At 72.5% G+C, this 18,170-nt stretch carries 17 protein-coding genes; 6 read left to right on the top strand and 11 right to left on the bottom strand.

Annotated elements, in window-relative coordinates:
* Positions 1-93 precede the first annotated feature (93 nt).
* Both orn and OHA55_RS09255 read right to left on the bottom strand, forming a co-directional pair.
* A complete protein-coding gene (orn, locus tag OHA55_RS09260) occupies positions 94-699 on the bottom strand; it encodes an oligoribonuclease (protein WP_266704618.1) in 606 nt (201 codons plus the stop codon).
* A 10-nt stretch (positions 700-709) separates the two neighbouring features.
* A complete protein-coding gene (locus tag OHA55_RS09255) occupies positions 710-1,909 on the bottom strand; it encodes a helix-turn-helix domain-containing protein (RefSeq protein WP_266704616.1) in 1,200 nt (399 codons plus the stop codon).
* Positions 1,910-3,081: 1,172 nt separating this feature from the next.
* Here OHA55_RS09255 and OHA55_RS09250 point away from each other — a divergent pair.
* The gene (locus OHA55_RS09250; RefSeq protein WP_266704614.1) at positions 3,082-3,603 is read left to right on the top strand and encodes a universal stress protein; all 522 of its coding nucleotides are present in this window, start codon (positions 3,082-3,084) and stop codon (positions 3,601-3,603) included.
* Positions 3,604-3,776: 173 nt separating this feature from the next.
* Here OHA55_RS09250 and glmS read toward each other — a convergent pair whose 3' ends face one another.
* The 4 genes from glmS to OHA55_RS09230 form a co-directional block, all read right to left on the bottom strand.
* Entirely contained in the window at positions 3,777-5,606 is a 1,830-nt protein-coding gene (gene glmS, locus OHA55_RS09245) for a glutamine--fructose-6-phosphate transaminase (isomerizing) (RefSeq protein ID WP_266704612.1), read from the bottom strand.
* Between the two features lie 132 nt (positions 5,607-5,738).
* The gene (locus tag OHA55_RS09240) at positions 5,739-6,014 is read right to left on the bottom strand and encodes a hypothetical protein (RefSeq protein ID WP_266704610.1); all 276 of its coding nucleotides are present in this window, start codon (positions 6,012-6,014) and stop codon (positions 5,739-5,741) included.
* Positions 6,015-6,500: 486 nt separating this feature from the next.
* On the bottom strand, positions 6,501-7,148 hold the full coding sequence (locus tag OHA55_RS09235) for a GNAT family N-acetyltransferase (protein ID WP_266704608.1): 648 nt from the start codon (positions 7,146-7,148) through the stop codon (positions 6,501-6,503).
* A gap of 65 nt (positions 7,149-7,213) precedes the next feature.
* Positions 7,214-7,939, bottom strand: coding sequence for an SDR family NAD(P)-dependent oxidoreductase (locus OHA55_RS09230; RefSeq protein ID WP_266704606.1), 726 nt, complete (start codon positions 7,937-7,939; stop codon positions 7,214-7,216).
* A 64-nt stretch (positions 7,940-8,003) separates the two neighbouring features.
* Here OHA55_RS09230 and OHA55_RS09225 point away from each other — a divergent pair, with 64 nt between their 5' ends.
* On the top strand, positions 8,004-8,552 hold the full coding sequence (locus OHA55_RS09225) for a MarR family winged helix-turn-helix transcriptional regulator (protein WP_266704604.1): 549 nt from the start codon (positions 8,004-8,006) through the stop codon (positions 8,550-8,552).
* A 55-nt stretch (positions 8,553-8,607) separates the two neighbouring features.
* Here the strand turns inward: OHA55_RS09225 and OHA55_RS09220 are convergent, their stop codons facing one another.
* Genes OHA55_RS09220 through OHA55_RS09205 form a run of 4 tightly spaced genes read right to left on the bottom strand, consistent with a single transcriptional unit; the run spans position 8,608 to position 14,466 of the window.
* Positions 8,608-9,777, bottom strand: coding sequence for an acyl-CoA dehydrogenase family protein (locus tag OHA55_RS09220; RefSeq protein WP_266704602.1), 1,170 nt, complete (start codon positions 9,775-9,777; stop codon positions 8,608-8,610).
* Between the two features lie 8 nt (positions 9,778-9,785).
* Positions 9,786-10,769, bottom strand: a complete 984-nt coding sequence (locus OHA55_RS09215) for a hydroxymethylglutaryl-CoA lyase (RefSeq protein ID WP_266710492.1) — start codon at positions 10,767-10,769, stop codon at positions 9,786-9,788.
* 41 nt (positions 10,770-10,810) lie between these two features.
* Entirely contained in the window at positions 10,811-12,787 is a 1,977-nt protein-coding gene (locus tag OHA55_RS09210) for a biotin carboxylase N-terminal domain-containing protein (RefSeq protein ID WP_266704600.1), read from the bottom strand.
* A 41-nt stretch (positions 12,788-12,828) separates the two neighbouring features.
* Positions 12,829-14,466 carry a carboxyl transferase domain-containing protein gene (locus tag OHA55_RS09205; protein ID WP_266704598.1) on the bottom strand — a complete coding sequence of 546 codons (1,638 nt, stop codon included), beginning with the start codon at positions 14,464-14,466 and terminating at the stop codon, positions 12,829-12,831.
* A gap of 122 nt (positions 14,467-14,588) precedes the next feature.
* Here OHA55_RS09205 and OHA55_RS09200 point away from each other — a divergent pair, with 122 nt between their 5' ends.
* From OHA55_RS09200 to OHA55_RS09185, 4 genes are all read left to right on the top strand, one after another.
* Complete coding sequence (locus OHA55_RS09200) at positions 14,589-15,209, top strand: TetR/AcrR family transcriptional regulator (RefSeq protein WP_266704596.1); 621 nt, start codon at positions 14,589-14,591, stop codon at positions 15,207-15,209.
* 81 nt (positions 15,210-15,290) lie between these two features.
* A complete protein-coding gene (locus OHA55_RS09195) occupies positions 15,291-16,070 on the top strand; it encodes a phosphatase (protein WP_266704594.1) in 780 nt (259 codons plus the stop codon).
* Positions 16,071-16,337: 267 nt separating this feature from the next.
* The gene (locus OHA55_RS09190; RefSeq protein ID WP_266704592.1) at positions 16,338-17,369 is read left to right on the top strand and encodes an NADP-dependent oxidoreductase; all 1,032 of its coding nucleotides are present in this window, start codon (positions 16,338-16,340) and stop codon (positions 17,367-17,369) included.
* A 53-nt stretch (positions 17,370-17,422) separates the two neighbouring features.
* Entirely contained in the window at positions 17,423-17,857 is a 435-nt protein-coding gene (locus OHA55_RS09185) for a MerR family transcriptional regulator (RefSeq protein ID WP_266704590.1), read from the top strand.
* On the opposite strand, the gene OHA55_RS09180 is transcribed toward OHA55_RS09185, so the two are convergent.
* A complete protein-coding gene (locus OHA55_RS09180; RefSeq protein WP_266704588.1) occupies positions 17,815-18,132 on the bottom strand; it encodes a hypothetical protein in 318 nt (105 codons plus the stop codon). The two genes, OHA55_RS09185 and OHA55_RS09180, sit on opposite strands and share 43 nt — an antisense overlap.
* Positions 18,133-18,170 lie beyond the last annotated feature (38 nt).

Raw genomic sequence — 18,170 nt, 5'->3', positions numbered from 1 at the left:
TCGGGGGTGCTCGCGCCACCTTTCCGCGGCCCCGTCCACGGGCCCTTCCGGGCCCGTGATCAGGGGGTTGTGCGGGGCGGCGACTGCTTGCCGCTACTTGTCGCCGGACACCACGTGGCGCGCGGCGATCTCCTTGGCGCGGTCCGAGTCCGGGCCGGGCTGGGGCACGAAGACGGCCTCGCGGTAGTAGCGCAGTTCCGCGATCGATTCGCGGATGTCGGCGAGTGCCCGGTGGTTGCCGTTCTTGTCCGGGCTGTTGAAGTACGCCTTCGGGTACCAGCGCCGGGCCAGCTCCTTGACCGAGGACACGTCGACGATGCGGTAGTGGAGGTAGCCCTCCAGCGCCTGCATGTCGCGGGCGAGGAAACCCCGGTCGGTGCCGACGGAGTTTCCGCAGAGCGGGGCCTTGCCCGGCTCCTTCACGTGCTCGCGCACGTACGCCAGCACCTGGGCCTCGGCGTCGGCCAGGGTGGTGCCCCCGGCCAGCTCGTCCAGGAGGCCCGAGGTGGTGTGCATCCGCCGCACCACCTCGGGCATGGTCTCCAGGGCCGCGTCCGGCGGGCGGATCACGATGTCCACCCCTTCGCCGAGCACGTTCAACTCCGAGTCGGTGACCAGAGCCGCCACCTCGATGAGTGCGTCGTCCGTCAACGAGAGTCCGGTCATCTCGCAGTCGATCCATACCATGCGGTCGTTCATGGCCCCCACCCTACGGGGCGCTCCGCTGTCCCGGCAGGGCCGGGCGGCCGCCGGTGTATCCGTCCGGGAGGACCGGCGCCCCCGGTGAGGCCGCGAACGCGGCCAGCCCCGTGGAACCCGTCGGCACCCGCCGAACCGCCGACGCGACCTGTGCGGGCACCGGAGCCTCGACCGCTCCGGCCTCGGCACCCGATCCCGGACGGCGGGCCCGGTAGGCGGCCCGGTACGCGGCGGGGGAGGAGCCGAGCTGGCGGCGGAAGTGACCGCGCAGCGCCACCGGCGAACGGAAGCCGCAGCGGCCCGCGACCTCGTCCACCGAATAGTCCGACGTCTCCAGCAGCCGCTGAGCCTGGAGCACCCGCTGGGTGATCAGCCACTGCAGCGGCGCACTGCCGGTGAGCGAGCGGAAGCGCCGGTCGAACGTACGGCGGCTCATGTAGGCGCGGGCCGCCAGCGTCTCCACGTCGAACTGCTCGTGCAGATGCTCCAGGGCCCAGGCCACGACCTCGGCGAGCGGGTCCGAGCCGATCTCTTCGGGTAAAGACCTGTCGAGGTAGCGCTCCTGACCGCCGCTGCGGCGCGGCGGCACCACGAGCCGGCGGGCCAGCGCCCCGGCGGCCTCCGTGCCGTGGTCCGTACGCACGATGTGCAGGCAGAGGTCGATCCCGGCGGCGGTACCCGCCGAGGTGAGGACGTCGCCGTCGTCGACGAACAACTCGCGCGGATCGACGTGCACCGACGGATAGCGCTTGGCCAGCGTCGGCGCGTACATCCAGTGCGTCGTCGCCGGGCGGCCGTCCAGCAGGCCGGCGGCGGCGAGCACGAAGGCCCCGGTGCAGAGCCCGACGATGCGGGCGCCCTCCTCGTGGGCCCGGCGCAGCGCGTCGAGCGCCTCGACCGGAGGCGGCGAGGTGATCGAACGCCAGGCGGGCACCACCACGGTGCCTGCCCTGCTGATCGCCTCCAGGCCGTACGGCGCGGTGAGTTCGAGACCGCCGGTGGTGCGCAGCGGTCCCTCCTCGCCGCCACAGACCAGCAGGCGGTAGCGCGGTACGCCCGCGTCCTGCCGGTCGATGCCGAACACGGAGAGCGGGATGGAGCTCTCGAAGATCGGGCCGCCGCTGAACAGCAGTACGGCTACGACTTCCCGGCGTCGCCGCCCGGCCAACTTCCGTGCGGCCTCCGTTGCGGATGCGGAGTCCTGGCTCATGACGCTAAGCCCCCCTCGGTGTTCGCGTCTCCCTGGTCCCTACAGGCCTGTCGCTCCTGCACGTGTCCCCTCGGTGCCGCACGTGTCCCCAGTGCCCGATTTCAAGATCGAACCTACTGCGTCCCGCGATGCCGAAATGACACGTTCCCTCACCGGCTCAAAGTCGACAAGGCAACGTGGCGTGAAGCGTTCGATCACGAAGCGTTCCACTCGCGAGCGGCACTGTGAAGTGCGCGTCGCGATCATGGCCCGTCCGCGTCGGGTGAAAGCGTACCGCGCGGTCCGTTCCTGCCAGGTGACAAGTGCGAATGAGGGGCACATCGCCAAGGTTTCGGCGCAGATGTGAAGTTGGCTGAAATTCGACGGTCGCGCGCACGCGATTCGGTCACGCTCCGGCGCGCTCCCCGCGTACTCGGGACGCTTTCGATCGCGCCCCTCGCATACCCGCGAAGAAGCCAGGCCGCGGACGCGCGCTCTGTCGCGGGCCGCCGGCCGGAGGCGCGGACGGCGGTCCGCCGGAGAACACGTGCGAGCCCGGTGGTGCAACGGATTCACCGGCGCACGCAAGGAATTCGCTTGCGCCTGGTGCGCCTCTCCGTGCGCCCTCCTGCGCCTGTGCCCGGCCAGGCCCGGAAGGGCGCGGCGGCGTCGGTGGCGGGCGGCCGTCCCGCGCACGCTCCGGTCGCGAACTCCGGCGCGCGGGTGCGGCCGCCGGTGGCCGCAAGACGGCCGCGGATGGCCAACAGGGGCTGTTTCATGGCTCAGTACCGGGCAGCGGCCGTGGGTCGGAGCCCGGCCGCGGCCCATACCGGCCCGTCGGAAAAACAGGGCGGCGGTCGCCCATGGCCACGGGACGCTCGGTGTAGAGGGCAACCGGCATTGCCAACCGCCCCCGCCTCGTGCATGCTCCCCCAAAGCGTGTCACGCGCTTTGCGGCGGTCTGGGCAGTGGAGGAGTGGCGCCGTACCCTTGGGGGTAAAGGGTTGGAAAGATGATTCCCGGACAAGGGCCCTACAGCAGCCCGGGACAGCAGCCCTCGGCATCCGTCGTCGGGCCACGGTCCTGGACGGTCGTCGGACACAAGTCCACAGCCCCGCACAGACGCGCCCCGCAGCCGAGTACGTCCCCCCAGTCGTTCCCTCCTCAAGAGGACTCTCTTCGCCGAGACACCGATGGCCGGTCACGAATCCCCTGAACCCGCAGACCGCAAACAGGTAACCGACCACGGGTCGGACCCTCTGACGGTCGAAGAATCACGTCATTCCTGCGACCCGGCCTTCCGGCACGGTGTCGTGGTCGGTTTCGACGGCTCCACGTCCAGTGAGCGAGCCCTCGCCTACGCGATCGGCATGGCCTGCAGATCCGGCTCCGGACTGATCATCGTGCACGTCGCCAACCGGCTTCCGACCACCGTCTGGGCAGGCTGTGAACCGCCTGTCTTCGTCGACGTACCCGATCACCGCACCGAGGTGCTCGGGCTCGAACTGGCCTGCGCGGAATACCTCTCCGAGGTGCCGTGGGTGCTGGTCGAGCGTGGCGGCGACATCTGCCACGAACTGGAGGAAGTCGGCCGCGAGTATGCCGCCGACGCCATCGTCGTCGGGTCGACGCACGGTCTGGTGGGCCGGATCTTCGGTTCCGTGGCCGGCCGTCTCGCCCGCCGCGCGCAACGCCCTGTCATCGTCATCCCCTGACCTCGCAACCGCCCGGGCGTGATTGACGAACCGTCAATGATGCGGGGCTGTACATCAGTACGCCGGGTCATCCGGATACGGAAGAAGCGGACGCGCACCACGATCGAGTGGTGCGCGTCCGCTTCCGTCCGGCCACGGCGGGGCCGACACCCGTACGCCGAGGAGGCGTTCGCCTATTCGACGGTGACGGACTTCGCCAAGTTGCGCGGCTTGTCGATGTCCCGGCCCATGGCCAGTGCCGTGTGGTACGCGAAGAGCTGGAGCGGGATGCCCATGAGGATCGGGTCGAGCTCGTTCTCGTTCTTCGGTACGACGATGGTGTGGTCCGCCTTCTCCTGGACCTGGTGCGCGACGGCGAGGATCCGGCCGCTGCGCGCCTTGATCTCCTCCATCGCGGCCCGGTTCTTCTCCAGCAGCTCGTCGTCCGGCACGATCGCGACGGTCGGCATCGCGGGCTCGATCAGGGCCAGCGGCCCGTGCTTCAGCTCGGAGGCCGGGTACGCCTCGGCGTGGATGTACGAGACCTCCTTGAGCTTCAGCGAGGCCTCGCGGGCCACCGGGTAGCCCCGCACCCGGCCGATGAACATCATCGACTTGGCGTCCGCGTACTCGGCGGCCAGCCGCTTGATCTCGTCCTCGTTCGCCAGGATCTCGCTGATCTGCTCCGGCAGCCGGCGCAGACCGGCGATGATCCGCTTGCCGTCCGCGACCGACAGGTCCCGGATGCGGCCCAGGTGGAGGGCGAGGAGCGCGAAGGAGACCACCGTGTTGGTGAAGCACTTGGTGGAGACCACGCAGACCTCGGGGCCCGCGTGGACGTACGTACCGCCGTCGGCCTCCCGGGCGATGGCGGAGCCGACGACGTTGACGATGCCGAGGACCCGGGCGCCCTTGCGCTTCAGCTCCTGCACGGCGGCCAGTACGTCGTAGGTCTCGCCGGACTGGGAGACGGCGACGTAGAGGGTGTCGGGGTCCACCACCGGGTTGCGGTAGCGGAACTCGGACGCCGGCTCGGCGTCCGCGGGGATGCGGGCCAGCTCCTCGATCAGCTGGGCGCCGATCTGACCGGCGTGGTACGAGGTGCCGCAGCCGAGGATCTTGATCCGGCGCACCCCGCGCGCCTCGCGGGCGTCCAGGTTGAGGCCGCCCAGGTGCACGGTGGAGAAACGGTCGTCGATACGGCCCCGCAGCACGCGGTCGACCGCCTCGGCCTGCTCCGAGATCTCCTTGTGCATGTACGTGTCGTGGCCGCCCATGTCGTACGACTCGGCCTCCCACTCCACGGTGGTCGGCGTGGCCGTCGTGGTCGAGCCCTCCGTGGTGTACGTACGGAAGTCGTCGGCCTTGAGGGTGGCCATCTCGCCGTCGTCGAGGGTCACGACCTGGCGGGTGTGGGCGACCAGCGCGGCGACGTCGGAGGCGACGAACATCTCCTTCTCGCCGATGCCGAGGACGACCGGGGAGCCGTTGCGGGCGACCACGATGCGGTCGTTGAAGTCCGCGTGCATCACCGCGATGCCGTAGGTGCCCTCGACGGAGCGCAGCGCCTCGCGGACCTTCTCCTCCAGGGTCTCGGCCTGGGCGCGGGCGACCAGGTGGACCAGCACCTCGGTGTCGGTCTCGGAGAGGAAGACGACGCCGTCGGCGACGAGCTTCGCGCGGAGCTCGGAGGCGTTGTCGATGATCCCGTTGTGGACGACGGCGACCTTGTTCTCGGCGTCCATGTGCGGGTGGGCGTTCTCGTCGCTCGGGGCGCCGTGGGTGGCCCAGCGGGTGTGCGCGATGCCGGTCGTGCCCGCGAAGCGCTTGGGGATACGGGCCTCCAGCTCGCGGACGCGGCCCTTCGCCTTGACCATCTTCAGCGTGCCCGGCTTGCCCGCCGCGGCCTTGCCCGTCACGACGATGCCCGCCGAGTCGTACCCGCGGTACTCCAGCCGCTGCAGACCTTCCAGCAGCAGCGGAGCGACGTCACGCCTGCCGATGTATCCGACGATCCCGCACATGTTTTCTACCCCTCCTACGACGTACAGATGCCCTGCGGTGCCCGGCCCCCGGCGGTGGCCCCGGCCGGTGCTTCAGCCGTTGCTCCGGCCGTTGCCTCAGCCTTTGCCTCAGCCTTTGCCTCGGCCGTTGCCTCAGCCGTAGACGATGCGGCGCAGCTGCCGGAGCGAGAGCTCCGGCGGTGCCACCGCGCGGTGCGGCAGCTCGGCCGCGATCCGCTCGAAGATCTCCGTGTTGACCAGGCCGCCGGACTGCAGTTCGCGGTGGCGGCGCCGGACGAAGGCCTCGGTCGTCTCGTCGAAGAACGCCAGCACGTCGAGTACCACCCGGGCCGCTTCACCGCGCTGGAGCGAGGTGGAGCGTACGAGGTGGTCGATGAGGTCGTCGTGGGACGAGCGGCGTTCGAGCACCCGTTGATACTGCGTGGGCAGACAGTCTTATGCAAGAAATCTGCCCGAAATCGGGCAGGAGCTGTGGGAAACATGTGGCGCAGCGGCATAAGCGCCTTCGGTGCGGTGTTCACAGGGGGCGTTCCCCGGAGATGGCCGGAAGCGGTTCGCCCCAGCCGGTGGTTACGCCCGGTAACCCGCGCTCGGGCCGGACCGTACCGGCCGATGCGGGCCACCGTGCACGGAGACGCTCCGCGACCAGGCCCCCGGAACGCGGGTTGTCGGACCCAGTCCGCCCGGTCGGTTCCAGGGCCGGGGGCGGCGGCCATCAGGCCACGGTGGCCGGATGGGGCGCACCGGGGGCGGGTTCGGGCCGGGCAGCCACGCGCGGAGGGCTCCCGCCGGGGTCACGCCTGAAGTCCGAGGGGCTTCCGTCGGGGGTCGTGCCCGAAGTCCGGGGGGCTTCCGTCGGGGTCACGCCCGGAGTCCGGGGGCTTTTGCCGGGGGTCACGCCCCGAAGTGGCTCCGGCAGGCGTCGAGCCCCTCGACCGACACCTCCACCCTGCGGTGCTCCTCCCATCCGGCCCGGTCCAGCCGGAGCCGCTGGAGGGTCACCGGGACCCCGCGCACGGCGGCGACCGCCGTGCCGTCGGGGAGGTAGCCCAGGCGCCGCGAGACACCGAGGGAGGCCGGGTTGTCGGTCATCGCCGCCGACACGGCGCTCTCGGCGCCCAGCCCCGCGAACGCCAGGTGCAGCGCGGCGGCCCGCATCTCCGTCCCGAACCCCTGCCGCTGGTGGGTGAGGCCGATCCAGGAGCCGGTGGACACCTGGCGGGTCACCCCGAAGGCCTTGGCCATCAGGTCCTGCCGCCCGACGACCTCCCCATCGTGCAGCACGGCGAGGCTCAGGGCCCAGTTCTCCGGGGACCAGTTCGCGATCGTGGACAGCACGTGCTGGAACACCGCCCGCGCCACCGCCCCGGGCTCACCGTCGGTCCACGGCACCGTGAACGGCATCCGGTCCGGCGCGTGCACACCCGCCGCGGCCACCGCCGCGAGCCGGTCGGCCAGAGTGGTGTCCGGGAGCCGGAGTTCGAGTCGCGGGGTACGGATACGGAGTCCGTGCAGGGGCCAGTGCTCGTACGGGGTCGTCATGGGCGAACTCTGCCGCAGCGCCCGGAACGGTGTCGACCGGTTATGGAGGCCGCTCCGGAGGTGCCTCAACGGGTCGTGAAAGCGCCTCCGTTGACGTGGACGGTCTGCCCGGTGAGCTGTCCCGCGCCCGGCGAGGCGAGGAAGTACACCGTCGCCGCGATGTCCTCGGGCGTGCCTGCCCGCTTCGTGTGGGTCTCGCGTACGAGGTTGTCGTGCCGCTCGTCCGTCATGGCGCCGCGGAAGAAGCCGGTGCCGGCGACATAGCCCGCCGCGATGACGTTCGCGGTGATGCCGCGTGGGCCGAGGTCGGCGGAGAGGCCGGCGTTCCACGCCGCGAGGGCGGCCTTGGCCGTTCCGTACGCCCCGCCACGGCGCTCGGCCCCGATGGAACCGATGCTGATCACCGCCCCGCCCGGGGCCAGATGCTCCTGGACGGACGCCGTGGTGAGGACCGCGCCGAGCAGGTTCTGCTCCAGCGCAGACCGCCAGGTGTGGAGCAGTGCCTCCAGGGGCGGGGTGTCGGTCGGCGCGTCCTCGGGCAGCCCGCCGGCCGCGTTGACCAGGACGTCCAGCGGCCCGCCCAACCCGTCGGCCAGCGCGGCGACCTGGTCGGGTCGGGTGGCGTCGCAGACGAGGCCCCGTACGCCCAGTTCCTTGGCGGTGCGCTCGACGGTGTCGGCGTGGCGACCGGTGACGATGACGTCGGCCTCGCTCTCCTCGGCGGTGAAGCGTGCGGCGATGGCGCGTCCGATGCCGCTCGTTCCTCCGGTGACGAGTACGCGACGGGGCATGATGTCCTCCAAACGGCGATACGTTTAGATCTAAACGTAGTCGACCCGTCAGGGGGACCGCAGGATGACCGACGAATTCCCGAACATGGCCCGTGACGGCTTTCCGCTCCACACCGCCGCGCAGATCGCCGCCGCCTGGCGGCGTGAACGGCCCGGCACCCCCACCGAGTCGATCGAGATCGTGACACCCCTCTGGCGCCTCGCGAAGCTGTTCGCGGACGACCGGGGCCGGGTCCTGCGGGCCGCCGGGATCGACGCCGCGACCCTGGACCTGCTCTCCGTGATCCGCCGCTCCGGCCCGCCCTACACGCTCAGCACCCGCGAACTCGCCCACCGCACCCTGGTGACCGCCGGGGCGATCTCCCAGCGCGTCGCCCGCGCCGAACGCGAGGGTCTCGTACGCCGGTCGCCGGGGGAGTCGGGCCGACGCACGGTCATGGTCTCTCTGACGGACGAGGGGCAGGCCGTCATCGAGCGGTCGGTCGACTCGGTGCTCGGCAGGGAGGCCACCCTCGTCGCCTCCCTGACCGACACCGAACGCGCGCTCCTGAGCGGCCTGCTGGAGAAGCTGACGGCCGACGTGCGCCGCCGCGTCGCGGAGCCGGGGAGCTGAGGGCGGGCGCGGGCCGGGACGGGCCGCCGCCGGGCGCGGTGGACCGTCGCCGCCCTCACGCCGCAGGCAGCCCCAACTCCCGGGCGATCAGCATCCGCTGGACCTCGCTCGTGCCCTCGCCGATCTCCAGGATCTTGGAGTCCCGCCACATGCGGGCGACCGGGTACTCGTTCATGAAGCCGTAGCCGCCGTGGATCTGGGTGGCGTCGCGGGCGTTGTCCACGGCGACGGTCGAGGAGTAGAGCTTCGCGATGGCCGCCTCCTTCTTGAAGGGCTCGCCGGCCACCAGCCGGGAGGCCGCGTCGCGCCAGCCGACGCGGGCCATGTGGGCGCGGGTCTCCATGTCGGCGATCTTGAACTGGATGGCCTGGTTGGCGCCGATCGGGCGGCCGAAGGCGTGGCGCTCGGCGGCGTACTTCACCGACTCGTCCACGCAGCCCTGGGCCAGTCCGGTCGCCAGGGCGGAGATCGCGATCCGGCCCTCGTCGAGGATGCGGAGGAACTGGGCGTACCCACGGCCCTCCTCGCCGAGCAGGTTGGCGGCCGGGACGCGGACGTCGGCGAAGGAGAGCTCACGGGTGTCGGAGGCGTTCCAGCCGACCTTGGAGTACGGGGCGGCGACCGTGAAGCCGGGAGTGCCGGACGGCACGACGATGGCGGAGATCCGCGGGGAGCCGTCGTCCTTGCGGCCGGTCACGGCCGTCACGGTCACCAGCTCGGTGATGTCCGTACCGGAGTTGGTGATGAAGCACTTGGAGCCGTTGATCACCCACTCGCCGGCCGCCTCGTCCAGCACCGCCGTGGTGCGGGTGCCGCCCGCGTCCGAGCCGCCGTCGGGTTCGGTCAGCCCGAACGCGCCCAGCGCCTCGCCCGAGCAGAGTTTCGGCAGCCACCGTCGCTTCTGCTCCTCGGTGCCGAAGCGGTACACCGGCATGGCGCCCAGCGAGACGCCCGCCTCCAGGGTGATCGCCACCGAGGAGTCGACCCGGGCCAGCTCCTCCAGGGCGATTCCGAGGGCGAGGTAGTCGCCGCCCATCCCGCCGTACTCCTCCGGGAACGGCAGCCCGAACAGGCCCATCCGCCCCATCTCCCGCACGATCTCGTACGGGAACTCATGGCGTTCGTAGAAGGCGCCGATCTTCGGGGCGACCACCTCGTGGGCGAACTCCTCGACGGTACGGCGCAGTTCCTCGTGCTCGGCGGCGAGCCGGTGGTCCAGCGGCATGGTGCGGGTCACTCCTCGGGGGACGCGGGGGACGCGGGGGACGCGGGGGACGGCGCCGGAGTCGGCGAGAGCGCGCGGACGGTACGGGACGGGCTCGGGCGGCCCAACCGCCCTGCCAGCCACACGCTGGTGGCGGTGAGGGCGTCGAGGTCGACGCCGGTGTCGATGCCGAGGCCCCGGAGCATCCACACCAGGTCCTCGGTGGCGAGATTGCCGGTGGCGCTCTTCGCGTACGGGCAGCCGCCGAGGCCACCCGCCGACGCGTCGACGGTGGTCACCCCGTGCTGGAGGGCGGCGAGCGTGTTGGAGAGGGCCTGGCCGTAGGTGTCGTGGAAGTGCACGCCGATGGTGTCGGTGCGCACCCCCTCCTCGTTCAGCTCGGCGAGCAGGGCCTGCACGTGGCCGGGGGTGGCGACACCGATCGTGTCGCCGAGGGAGAGCTCGTCGCAGCCGAGATCCATCAGCGCCTTCGCCACCCGGACGACCTGGTGCACCGGCACCGGCCCCTCCCACGGGTCGCCGAAGCACATCGAGAGGTAGCCGCGCACGTGCACCCGGTCCTCCTTCGCCCGGGCCACGACCGGCTCGAACATCGCCAGCGACTCGGCGACGGACCGGTTGAGGTTGCGGGCGGCGAAGCTCTCCGTCGCCGAGCCGAAGACCGCGATCCGCCGCGCCCCGAGCGCCAGCGCCCGGTCGAGCCCGCGTTCGTTCGGTACGAGAACGGGGAGCGCGACCCCGCCGGCCCCGCCCGGCCCCGGAAGATCGCCGAGCATAGGGAACAGCTCTTCCGCGTCGGCGAGTTGGGGGACCCACTTGGGGTGGACGAAGCTGGTCGCCTCGATGGTGGTGAGCCCGGCGGCGGCGAGCCGGTGGATGAACTCGGCCTTCACGGCGGTCGGTACGACCGCCTTCTCGTTCTGCAGCCCGTCGCGCGCGCCCACTTCGTGGATGCGGACCCGGGCGGGCAGGTCCTGCGCGGCGACGGTCATCGGCAGGGCGGGTCGTTCGGGGGTGTTCCGTTCGGGGGTGGTCATGACTGCCTCTCCGCGTCGGCGGGGGCCGCCGGCGGCTCCGCTGCGGTGTCCGGTGCGACCACGGCCAGCACCTGGTCCATGGCGACGGTGGCCCCGGGCGAGACGTCCAGTCCGGTGACGGTCCCGGCGTGCGGCGCGGAGATGACGTGCTCCATCTTCATCGCCTCGACCACCAGCAGCGCCTGCCCCGCCGACACCGCGTCCCCGACCGCCACCTTGACCACCGTGACCGTGCCCGGCATCGGCGCCGCGAGGGTGTCCGCGCCCGCGCGGGCCGCCCCGCTCAGGGACGCCTCCACCGGGTCGTGGTCCCGTACCTGCCAGGTGTCGCCGTCGCGGCCGAGCCACTGCCCGGCGCGCCTGAAGTGGTGGACCAGGCCGTCGAGTTCGACGGTCACCCGGTCCGGGCCGACCGCCGCACCCGGGGGCGCCTCGCGCACCACCGGGTCCTGGCCGGCCACCCGCAGCGGAAAGCCGAGCGGGGCGGGGGAGCCGCCGGTGCGCCAGCCGTTCGGTACGGAGAACGGGTCGGTCCACCCGCTCGCGTCCGGGACCGGGGCCAGCGCCGCACCCCGTACGGCCGCTGCCGCCGCGTACACCTCGTCCGGTACGCCGTCCGGGACCAGCCCCGCCGCCTCCCGCTCCACCAGCCCCGTGTCGAGCTCGCCCGCCACCACCGCCGGATGGGCCAACAGGCGGCGCAGGAAACCGGCGTTGGTCGGTACGCCCAGGATCGCCGTGTCCGCGAGGGCCGCCCGCAGCCGGCGCAGGGCGGTCGCCCGGTCGGGGCCGTACGCGATGACCTTCGACAGCATCGGGTCGTACAGCGAACCGACCTCCGTGCCCTCGCTCAGCCCGGAGTCGGTGCGCACGCCCCCGCCCTGCGGTTCGTCCAGGGCGAGCACGGTGCCGCCGGAGGGCAGGAAGCCGCGCGCCGGGTCCTCGGCGCAGATCCGGGCCTCCACGGCGTGCCCGGTGAAGGTGATGTCGGTCTGTGCGTACGGGAGGTGCTCGCCGGACGCGACGCGCAGCTGCCATTCCACCAGGTCGAGCCCGGTGATCAGCTCGGTGACGGGGTGCTCGACCTGGAGCCGGGTGTTCATCTCCATGAAGCAGTACGCGGACGGGTCGCCGCCCGGCACGATGAACTCGACCGTGCCCGCGCCGACATAGCCGCAGGAGCGGGCCGCGCGCACCGCCGCCTCGCCCATCGCCGCCCGGGTCTCCGCGTCGAGCAGCACCGACGGCGCCTCCTCGATCACCTTCTGGTGGCGGCGCTGGAGCGAGCACTCGCGCTCGCCGAGGTGGACCACGTTGCCGTGGGCGTCCGCCAGCACCTGGATCTCGATGTGCCGGGGGCGCTGGATCCACCGCTCCACCAGCAGCGTGTCGTCGCCGAAGGAGGCCGTCGCCTCGCGGCGGGCCCCCGCGATCTCCTCGGCGAGCAGCGCCTGGTCGTGCACCAGCCGCATGCCCTTGCCGCCGCCGCCCGCCGAGGGCTTCAGCAGCACCGGCAGTCCGATCTCCCGCGCCGCGTCGGCGAGTTGGATGTCGGTGAGGCCGCTGCCGGAGGAACCGGGGACCACCGGCACCCCGGCCGCCGCGACCGTCTCCTTGGCCCGGATCTTGTCTCCCATCAGGGAGATCGCCTCGGCGGGCGGCCCGATGAAGACGAGCCCGGCCTCCGCGCACGCGCGGGCGAAGGCGGCGTTCTCCGCGAGGAAGCCGTACCCCGGATGGACCGCCTCGGCCCCCGTGCGGCGGGCCGCCTCCAGCAGCGCGGGCACGCTGAGGTAGCTCCGGGCGGCGGGCGCCGGGCCGATCCGTACCGCCGTGTCCGCCTCCCGTACGTGCCGCGCCCCTGCGTCCGCGTCGCTGAAGACGGCGACCGACCGGACGCCGAGGGCGCGCAGCGTCCGGATGACCCGGACGGCGATCTCACCCCGGTTGGCGACCAGCACCGTGCTGAACATGGACGTCCCTCTCTTCCTCTCGCCCGTACGATTTCGCTCGTTCACATCCGGAAGATGCCGAAGCCCGGGTCCGCCGGATTCCGCTCGGGGAGCGGGGCGTTGGCACACGCGGTCAGCGCCAGGCCGAGCACCTGCCGGGTGTCCGCCGGGTCGATCACCCCGTCGTCCCAGAGCCGGGCGGTCGCGTAGTAGGCGTTGCCCTGCTCCTCGTACTGGGCGCGGACCGGCGCCTTGAACGCCTCCTCGTCCTCCGCGCTCCAGTCGTCGCCGAGCTGGTCGCGCTTGACCGTGGCGAGCACGGAGGCGGCCTGTTCGCCGCCCATCACCGAGATCTTGGCGTTGGGCCACATCCACAGGAAGCGGGGCGAGTAGGCCCGGCCGCACATGGAGTAGTTGCCCGCGCCGTACGAACCGCCGACGACGACCGTCAGCTTCGGCACCCGGGTGGTCGCCACGGCGGTGACCATCTTCGCGCCGTGCTTCGCGATGCCCCCGGCCTCGTACGCCTTGCCGACCATGAAGCCGGAGATGTTCTGCAGGAAGACCAGCGGGATGCCCCGCTGGTCGCACAGCTCGATGAAGTGCGCGCCCTTCTGGGCCGATTCGGAGAACAGGATGCCGTTGTTGGCGACGATCCCCACCGGATGCCCGTGGACGTGCGCGAACCCGGTGACCAGCGTCTGGCCGTACTCCGCCTTGAACTCCGCGAACCGCGACCCGTCCACCACCCGGGCGATCACCTCGCGCACGTCGTACGGGGTACGGGAGTCGACCGGCACCGCGCCGTACAGCCCCGCCGGGTCCGCCTTCGGCTCCTCGGCCGGGCGCACCGTCCACGGCAGCGCCCCGCGCGCCGGGAGCGTCGCCACGATGTTCCGTACGATCCGCAGTGCGTGCGCGTCGTCCTCGGCGAGGTGGTCGGTGACCCCGGACGTGCGCGAGTGGACCTCGCCGCCGCCCAGCTCCTCCGCCGTGACGACCTCGCCCGTCGCCGCCTTCACCAGCGGCGGGCCGCCGAGGAAGATCGTGCCCTGGCCGCGCACGATGACCGCCTCGTCGCTCATCGCGGGGACGTACGCACCGCCCGCCGTGCAGGAACCCAGCACCGCCGCGATCTGCGGGACGCCGGCGGCCGACATCCGCGCCTGGTTGAAGAAGATCCGCCCGAAGTGGTCGCGGTCCGGGAACACCTCGTCCTGCATCGGCAGGAAGGCGCCGCCCGAGTCCACGAGGTAGAGGCAGGGGAGACGGTTCTCCAGCGCCACCTCCTGCGCCCGCAGATGCTTCTTCACGGTCATCGGGTAGTACGTGCCGCCCTTGACGGTCGCGTCGTTGGCGACGATCACGCACTCCCGGCCGCTCACCCGGCCGATACCCGCCACCACCCCGGCGGCAGGCGCGGCGCCGCCGTACAGCCCCTCGGCGGCCAGCGGCGCCAGCTCCAGGAAGGGCGAACCGGGATCGAGCAGCGTGTCCACCCGGTCCCGGGGCAGCAGCTTGCCGCGCGCCACATGGCGGGCGCGTGCCTTCTCGCCCCCGCCGAGCCGGGCCGAGGCGAGCCGGGCGCGCAGCTCGTCGGCGAGCGCGCGGTGCGCCGCCTCGTTGGCCCGCCAGGCTTCGGAGGCGGGATCGGCCGCGCTGAGAAGGACCGGTGCCTGTGGTGCCGGTGCCGGCTGCATCGTGTCGAGCCTCCATCCCCGTGACCGGTGGGGCTCGTGACCCCCGCCGAGCGGTTAATGAGCGTTAACGCGAACGGCCTCAGGTTAACGAGCGCTAACGACCCTGTCTAGAATCAATCCTCATGAGCACCCATGCCACCGCCCGCGTCGCGGGAGCCGCCCGCCGCGAGCAGATCCTCCGGGAGGCCGCACTCCTCTTCGCCGAGCGCGGCTTCCACGGCGTCGGCGTCGACGAGATAGGCGCCGCCGTGGGCATCAGCGGCCCCGGCCTCTACCGGCACTTCCCCGGCAAGGACGCGATGCTCTCCGAACTGCTGGTGGGCATCAGCGAACGCCTGCTGACCGGCGGCCGACTGCGGGTCGAAGAGGATGCAGCCGCACCGGACAGCTCCCCGGACGCCCTGCTCGACGCGCTCATCGAGGGCCACATCGACTTCGCCCTCGACGACCGCCCCCTGATCACCCTGCACGACCGCGAGCTGGACCGCCTGCGTGACGCCGACCGCAAGCGGGTACGCCGCCTCCAGCGCGAATACGTCGAGATCTGGGTCTCCGTCGCCCGCTCCCGCTACCCCGCCCTCACCGAGGCCGAGGCCCGCGTCACCGTGCACGCCGTCTTCGGCCTGCTGAACTCCACCCCGCGCCTCGTCCGCCCCGAAGCCCTCCCGGACCGCGCGGCGACCGCGAAGCTGCTGCACCGGCTGGCCAGGGGCGCCTTCGCGGCGGCGGCCGACGGGCGCTGAGCGCCGCAGCGTGCCCCCGCACCGGTTCCGGGGTACGAGATGCCGGGCGTGGCGCGCACCGGTGACGGCAGAATGGGCGCCATGCCGATACCCAGCCGCGCCGAACTCACCGACCACCTCGTCCGTACCCGCATCGCCGGCGACGTGGCCACGCCCCGCGACAACAACCTCGCGCACTACCGGGCGCTCGCCAACGGAGACCGCCACTACTGGCTCGGGCTGGAACTCGGCGACCGCTGGACCGACGAACAGGACGTCCTCGCCGTCATGGCGGAGCGCTGCGGGGTCATCGACGACCCGGCCCACCGCTTCGGCCAGGACACCATCGACCCCGAACTGACCGTCGACGCACTCGACCGGATGGCGGAACGCCTGCGCAAGGCGGTGGCCGACACCGAGAGCGTCCTCGTCGCCACCGGCCACCCCGGCGGCCTCCTCGACGTGCACCGCAGGACGGCGGACGCGCTCCGCACGGCGGGCTGCGAGATCATCACCGTCCCGGCGGGGCTGCGCGCCGACGAGGGCAACGTCGTCCAGTTCGCCGGAGTCGCAGTGCTGGAACACGGCGCGTCCCTCTGGCACACCCACTCCCCGGCCCCGATGGCCGCCATCCTGGACGGCCTGGAACGCGAGGGCCGCCCCCAACCCGACCTGGTCCTCGCCGACCACGGCTGGGCCGGCTGCGCGGGCGGACGCGGACTCGACGCCATCGGCTACGCCGACTGCAACGACCCCGCCCTCTTCCTCGGCGAGGCCGAGGGCTCCCTCCTGGTCACCGTCCCACTGGACGACAACGTGCCCGACCCGCGCCACTACGACCCGCTCACGGAGTACCTGCTGGACGCGGCGGGGCTGGCCTGAGGGGCCGGGCCGGCCGGCTGAGGGGCCGGGCGGGCCGGGTGGGTCCGAGCGTTCCGGCCGGTCGGCTGAAGGGCCGGGCGGGTCTGAGGGGTGGCGGGCGTGGGCGGACCGGCTCAGCATGCCCGACCTGCACCGGACCGGGGAGCCAGGCTCGGCCCCACCGCCGGGCTTGACCCTGACGTGCGGGTCAAGGGCTAGCGTCCGCACACCCGTTGGGCGACGGGTACGCCCCGCCGCCCGCCGACCCGCGAACGCCAGGAGCCCGCGATGTCCGCCGAACTGCCCCGTACCTCCCGCGAGATCCGCCTCGCCGTGACGCCCGACGGGCTGCCCGAGGCCCAGCACTTCACCCTCGCCGAGACTCCGATCCCGCAGCCCGGTCCCGGCGAAGTGCTGGTTCGCAACAGCCACTTCGCCCTGTTCGCCGGGCTGCGCACCCTGATGGGCACCGAGAACGACGGGGTCCCGCTGCCTCCGCTGCGTGGCGGCGACACCGTCATCGGGCCGGCGGTGGGCGAGGTCGTCTCCGCGCCGGACGGCGGCCCGTTGCGGCCGGGCGACCTGGTGACGCATCTGCTCGGCTGGCGGGAGTACGCCGTACTCCCCGGCGATCAGGTGCTGCCGCTGGGCGAGGAGCTGCCCGACCCGGTCGCGTACCTCGCCCAGGGCTCATCGGCGTACGGCGCGCTGACCCGGCTCGCCGAGGTCCGCTCCGGCGACACCGTCCTCGTCACCGGGGCGGCCGGGGCGGTCGGCACCCTCGCCGGGCAGATCGCCCGGCTGCTGGGCGCGGGCCGCGTCGTCGGTACCACCGGCTCGCCCGCGAAGGCCGAACGGCTGGTGGCCGAACTCGGTTACGACGCCGTCGTGGTGCGCGGCGCCGGGGACTTCGCCGGACAGTTGGCCAAGGCGGCGCCCGAGGGCATCGACGTGCTGCTGGACCTCGTCGGCGGCGAACAGCTCACGGCGGCGGTGGACGCGGCCCGGCCCGGCGCCCGGTTCGCCCTCGTCGGCGCGCTCTCGGGGCAGTTGGACGCCCGGCGCGGCGGAGGCAGCGCACCCGCCGAGATCGACACGTACCGGCTGATCGTGAAGGGTGTCTCGGTACGCGGATACGCCGGCGGCGACCACCCGGACGTCGACGCGGAGTGGACCCGGCGGTTCGGCGCCTGGCTGCGCTCGGGCGCGATCCGCTTCCCGTACACCGCCGTCGCGGGGCTGGAGAACGCCCCACTCGCCTTCCAACAACTCGTCGAGGGAGGGCATTTCGGCGGGGCCGTGGTGGAAGTGTTCTCGTGAGTGCGGCGCACGGGGCGTGGTCCCCCGGAGCCCCAACGCGGAGGCGGTGCGGAATGCGGATCGGAGACGCGGCAGCGGCGGCGGGAACGACCCCACGGGCCCTGCGCTTCTACGAGCAGCGCGGCCTGCTCGCCCCGCCCGCCCGGACCTCCTCCGGCCAACGGGAGTACGGCTCCGAGGACATCGCACGGGTCCGCGTCATCCGGGAGCTGCTCGCCGCCGGATTCACCGTGGCGGACGTACACGCCTGCGCCGACCGCCTCCACCTGCTGACCTCGGGCCGTCCGGTGCGCTGCACCTCCACCGAGCCAGGATCGCCCGGAGTCGTCGGCCAACGGCTCGCCGCCCTGGACGCGGAGATCGCCCGCCTCACCGGAGTGCGCGAGGCGCTGGCCCGGAAGGTGTCGGGGGAGGGGGCGGACACTCTTTCCGAGAGGCCGGTCGGTCACACGGTGATCTCGTCGGGGGCGGCGAACCGCAAGTCGTAGAGGTAGGAACGGTCGTTTTTGAAGCTGCGCCAGACCGTGGCCGGGGGTTCGGGTGCGTCGGCGTCGCACTTCCCGTGGGGACGGGAGTTGACGACTCCCTCGGCCGACTCGCAGTGCCAGCCCTCGGCCGGGGACCAGCAACACCACACCTGTCCGTCCGTCCGGCGGTAGGCGGGACGTCCGTGGCGCTCGCCATGACGCTCGAACTCGTAGCGGAGATCGTCGAGATGGCGGACGAAGGTGAGGGCCGATGTGGAGGCGGGGAGTGTCGTCATACCTCCGGCATCGTAGGGAACGGCGCCGCCCGCCGCCC

Source organism: Streptomyces sp. NBC_00102 (assembly GCF_026343115.1).
Taxonomy (GTDB): domain Bacteria; phylum Actinomycetota; class Actinomycetes; order Streptomycetales; family Streptomycetaceae; genus Streptomyces.
The sequence above is the reverse complement of the archived record's forward strand: the minus strand, read 5'-3'. Positions and strand labels throughout refer to the sequence as shown.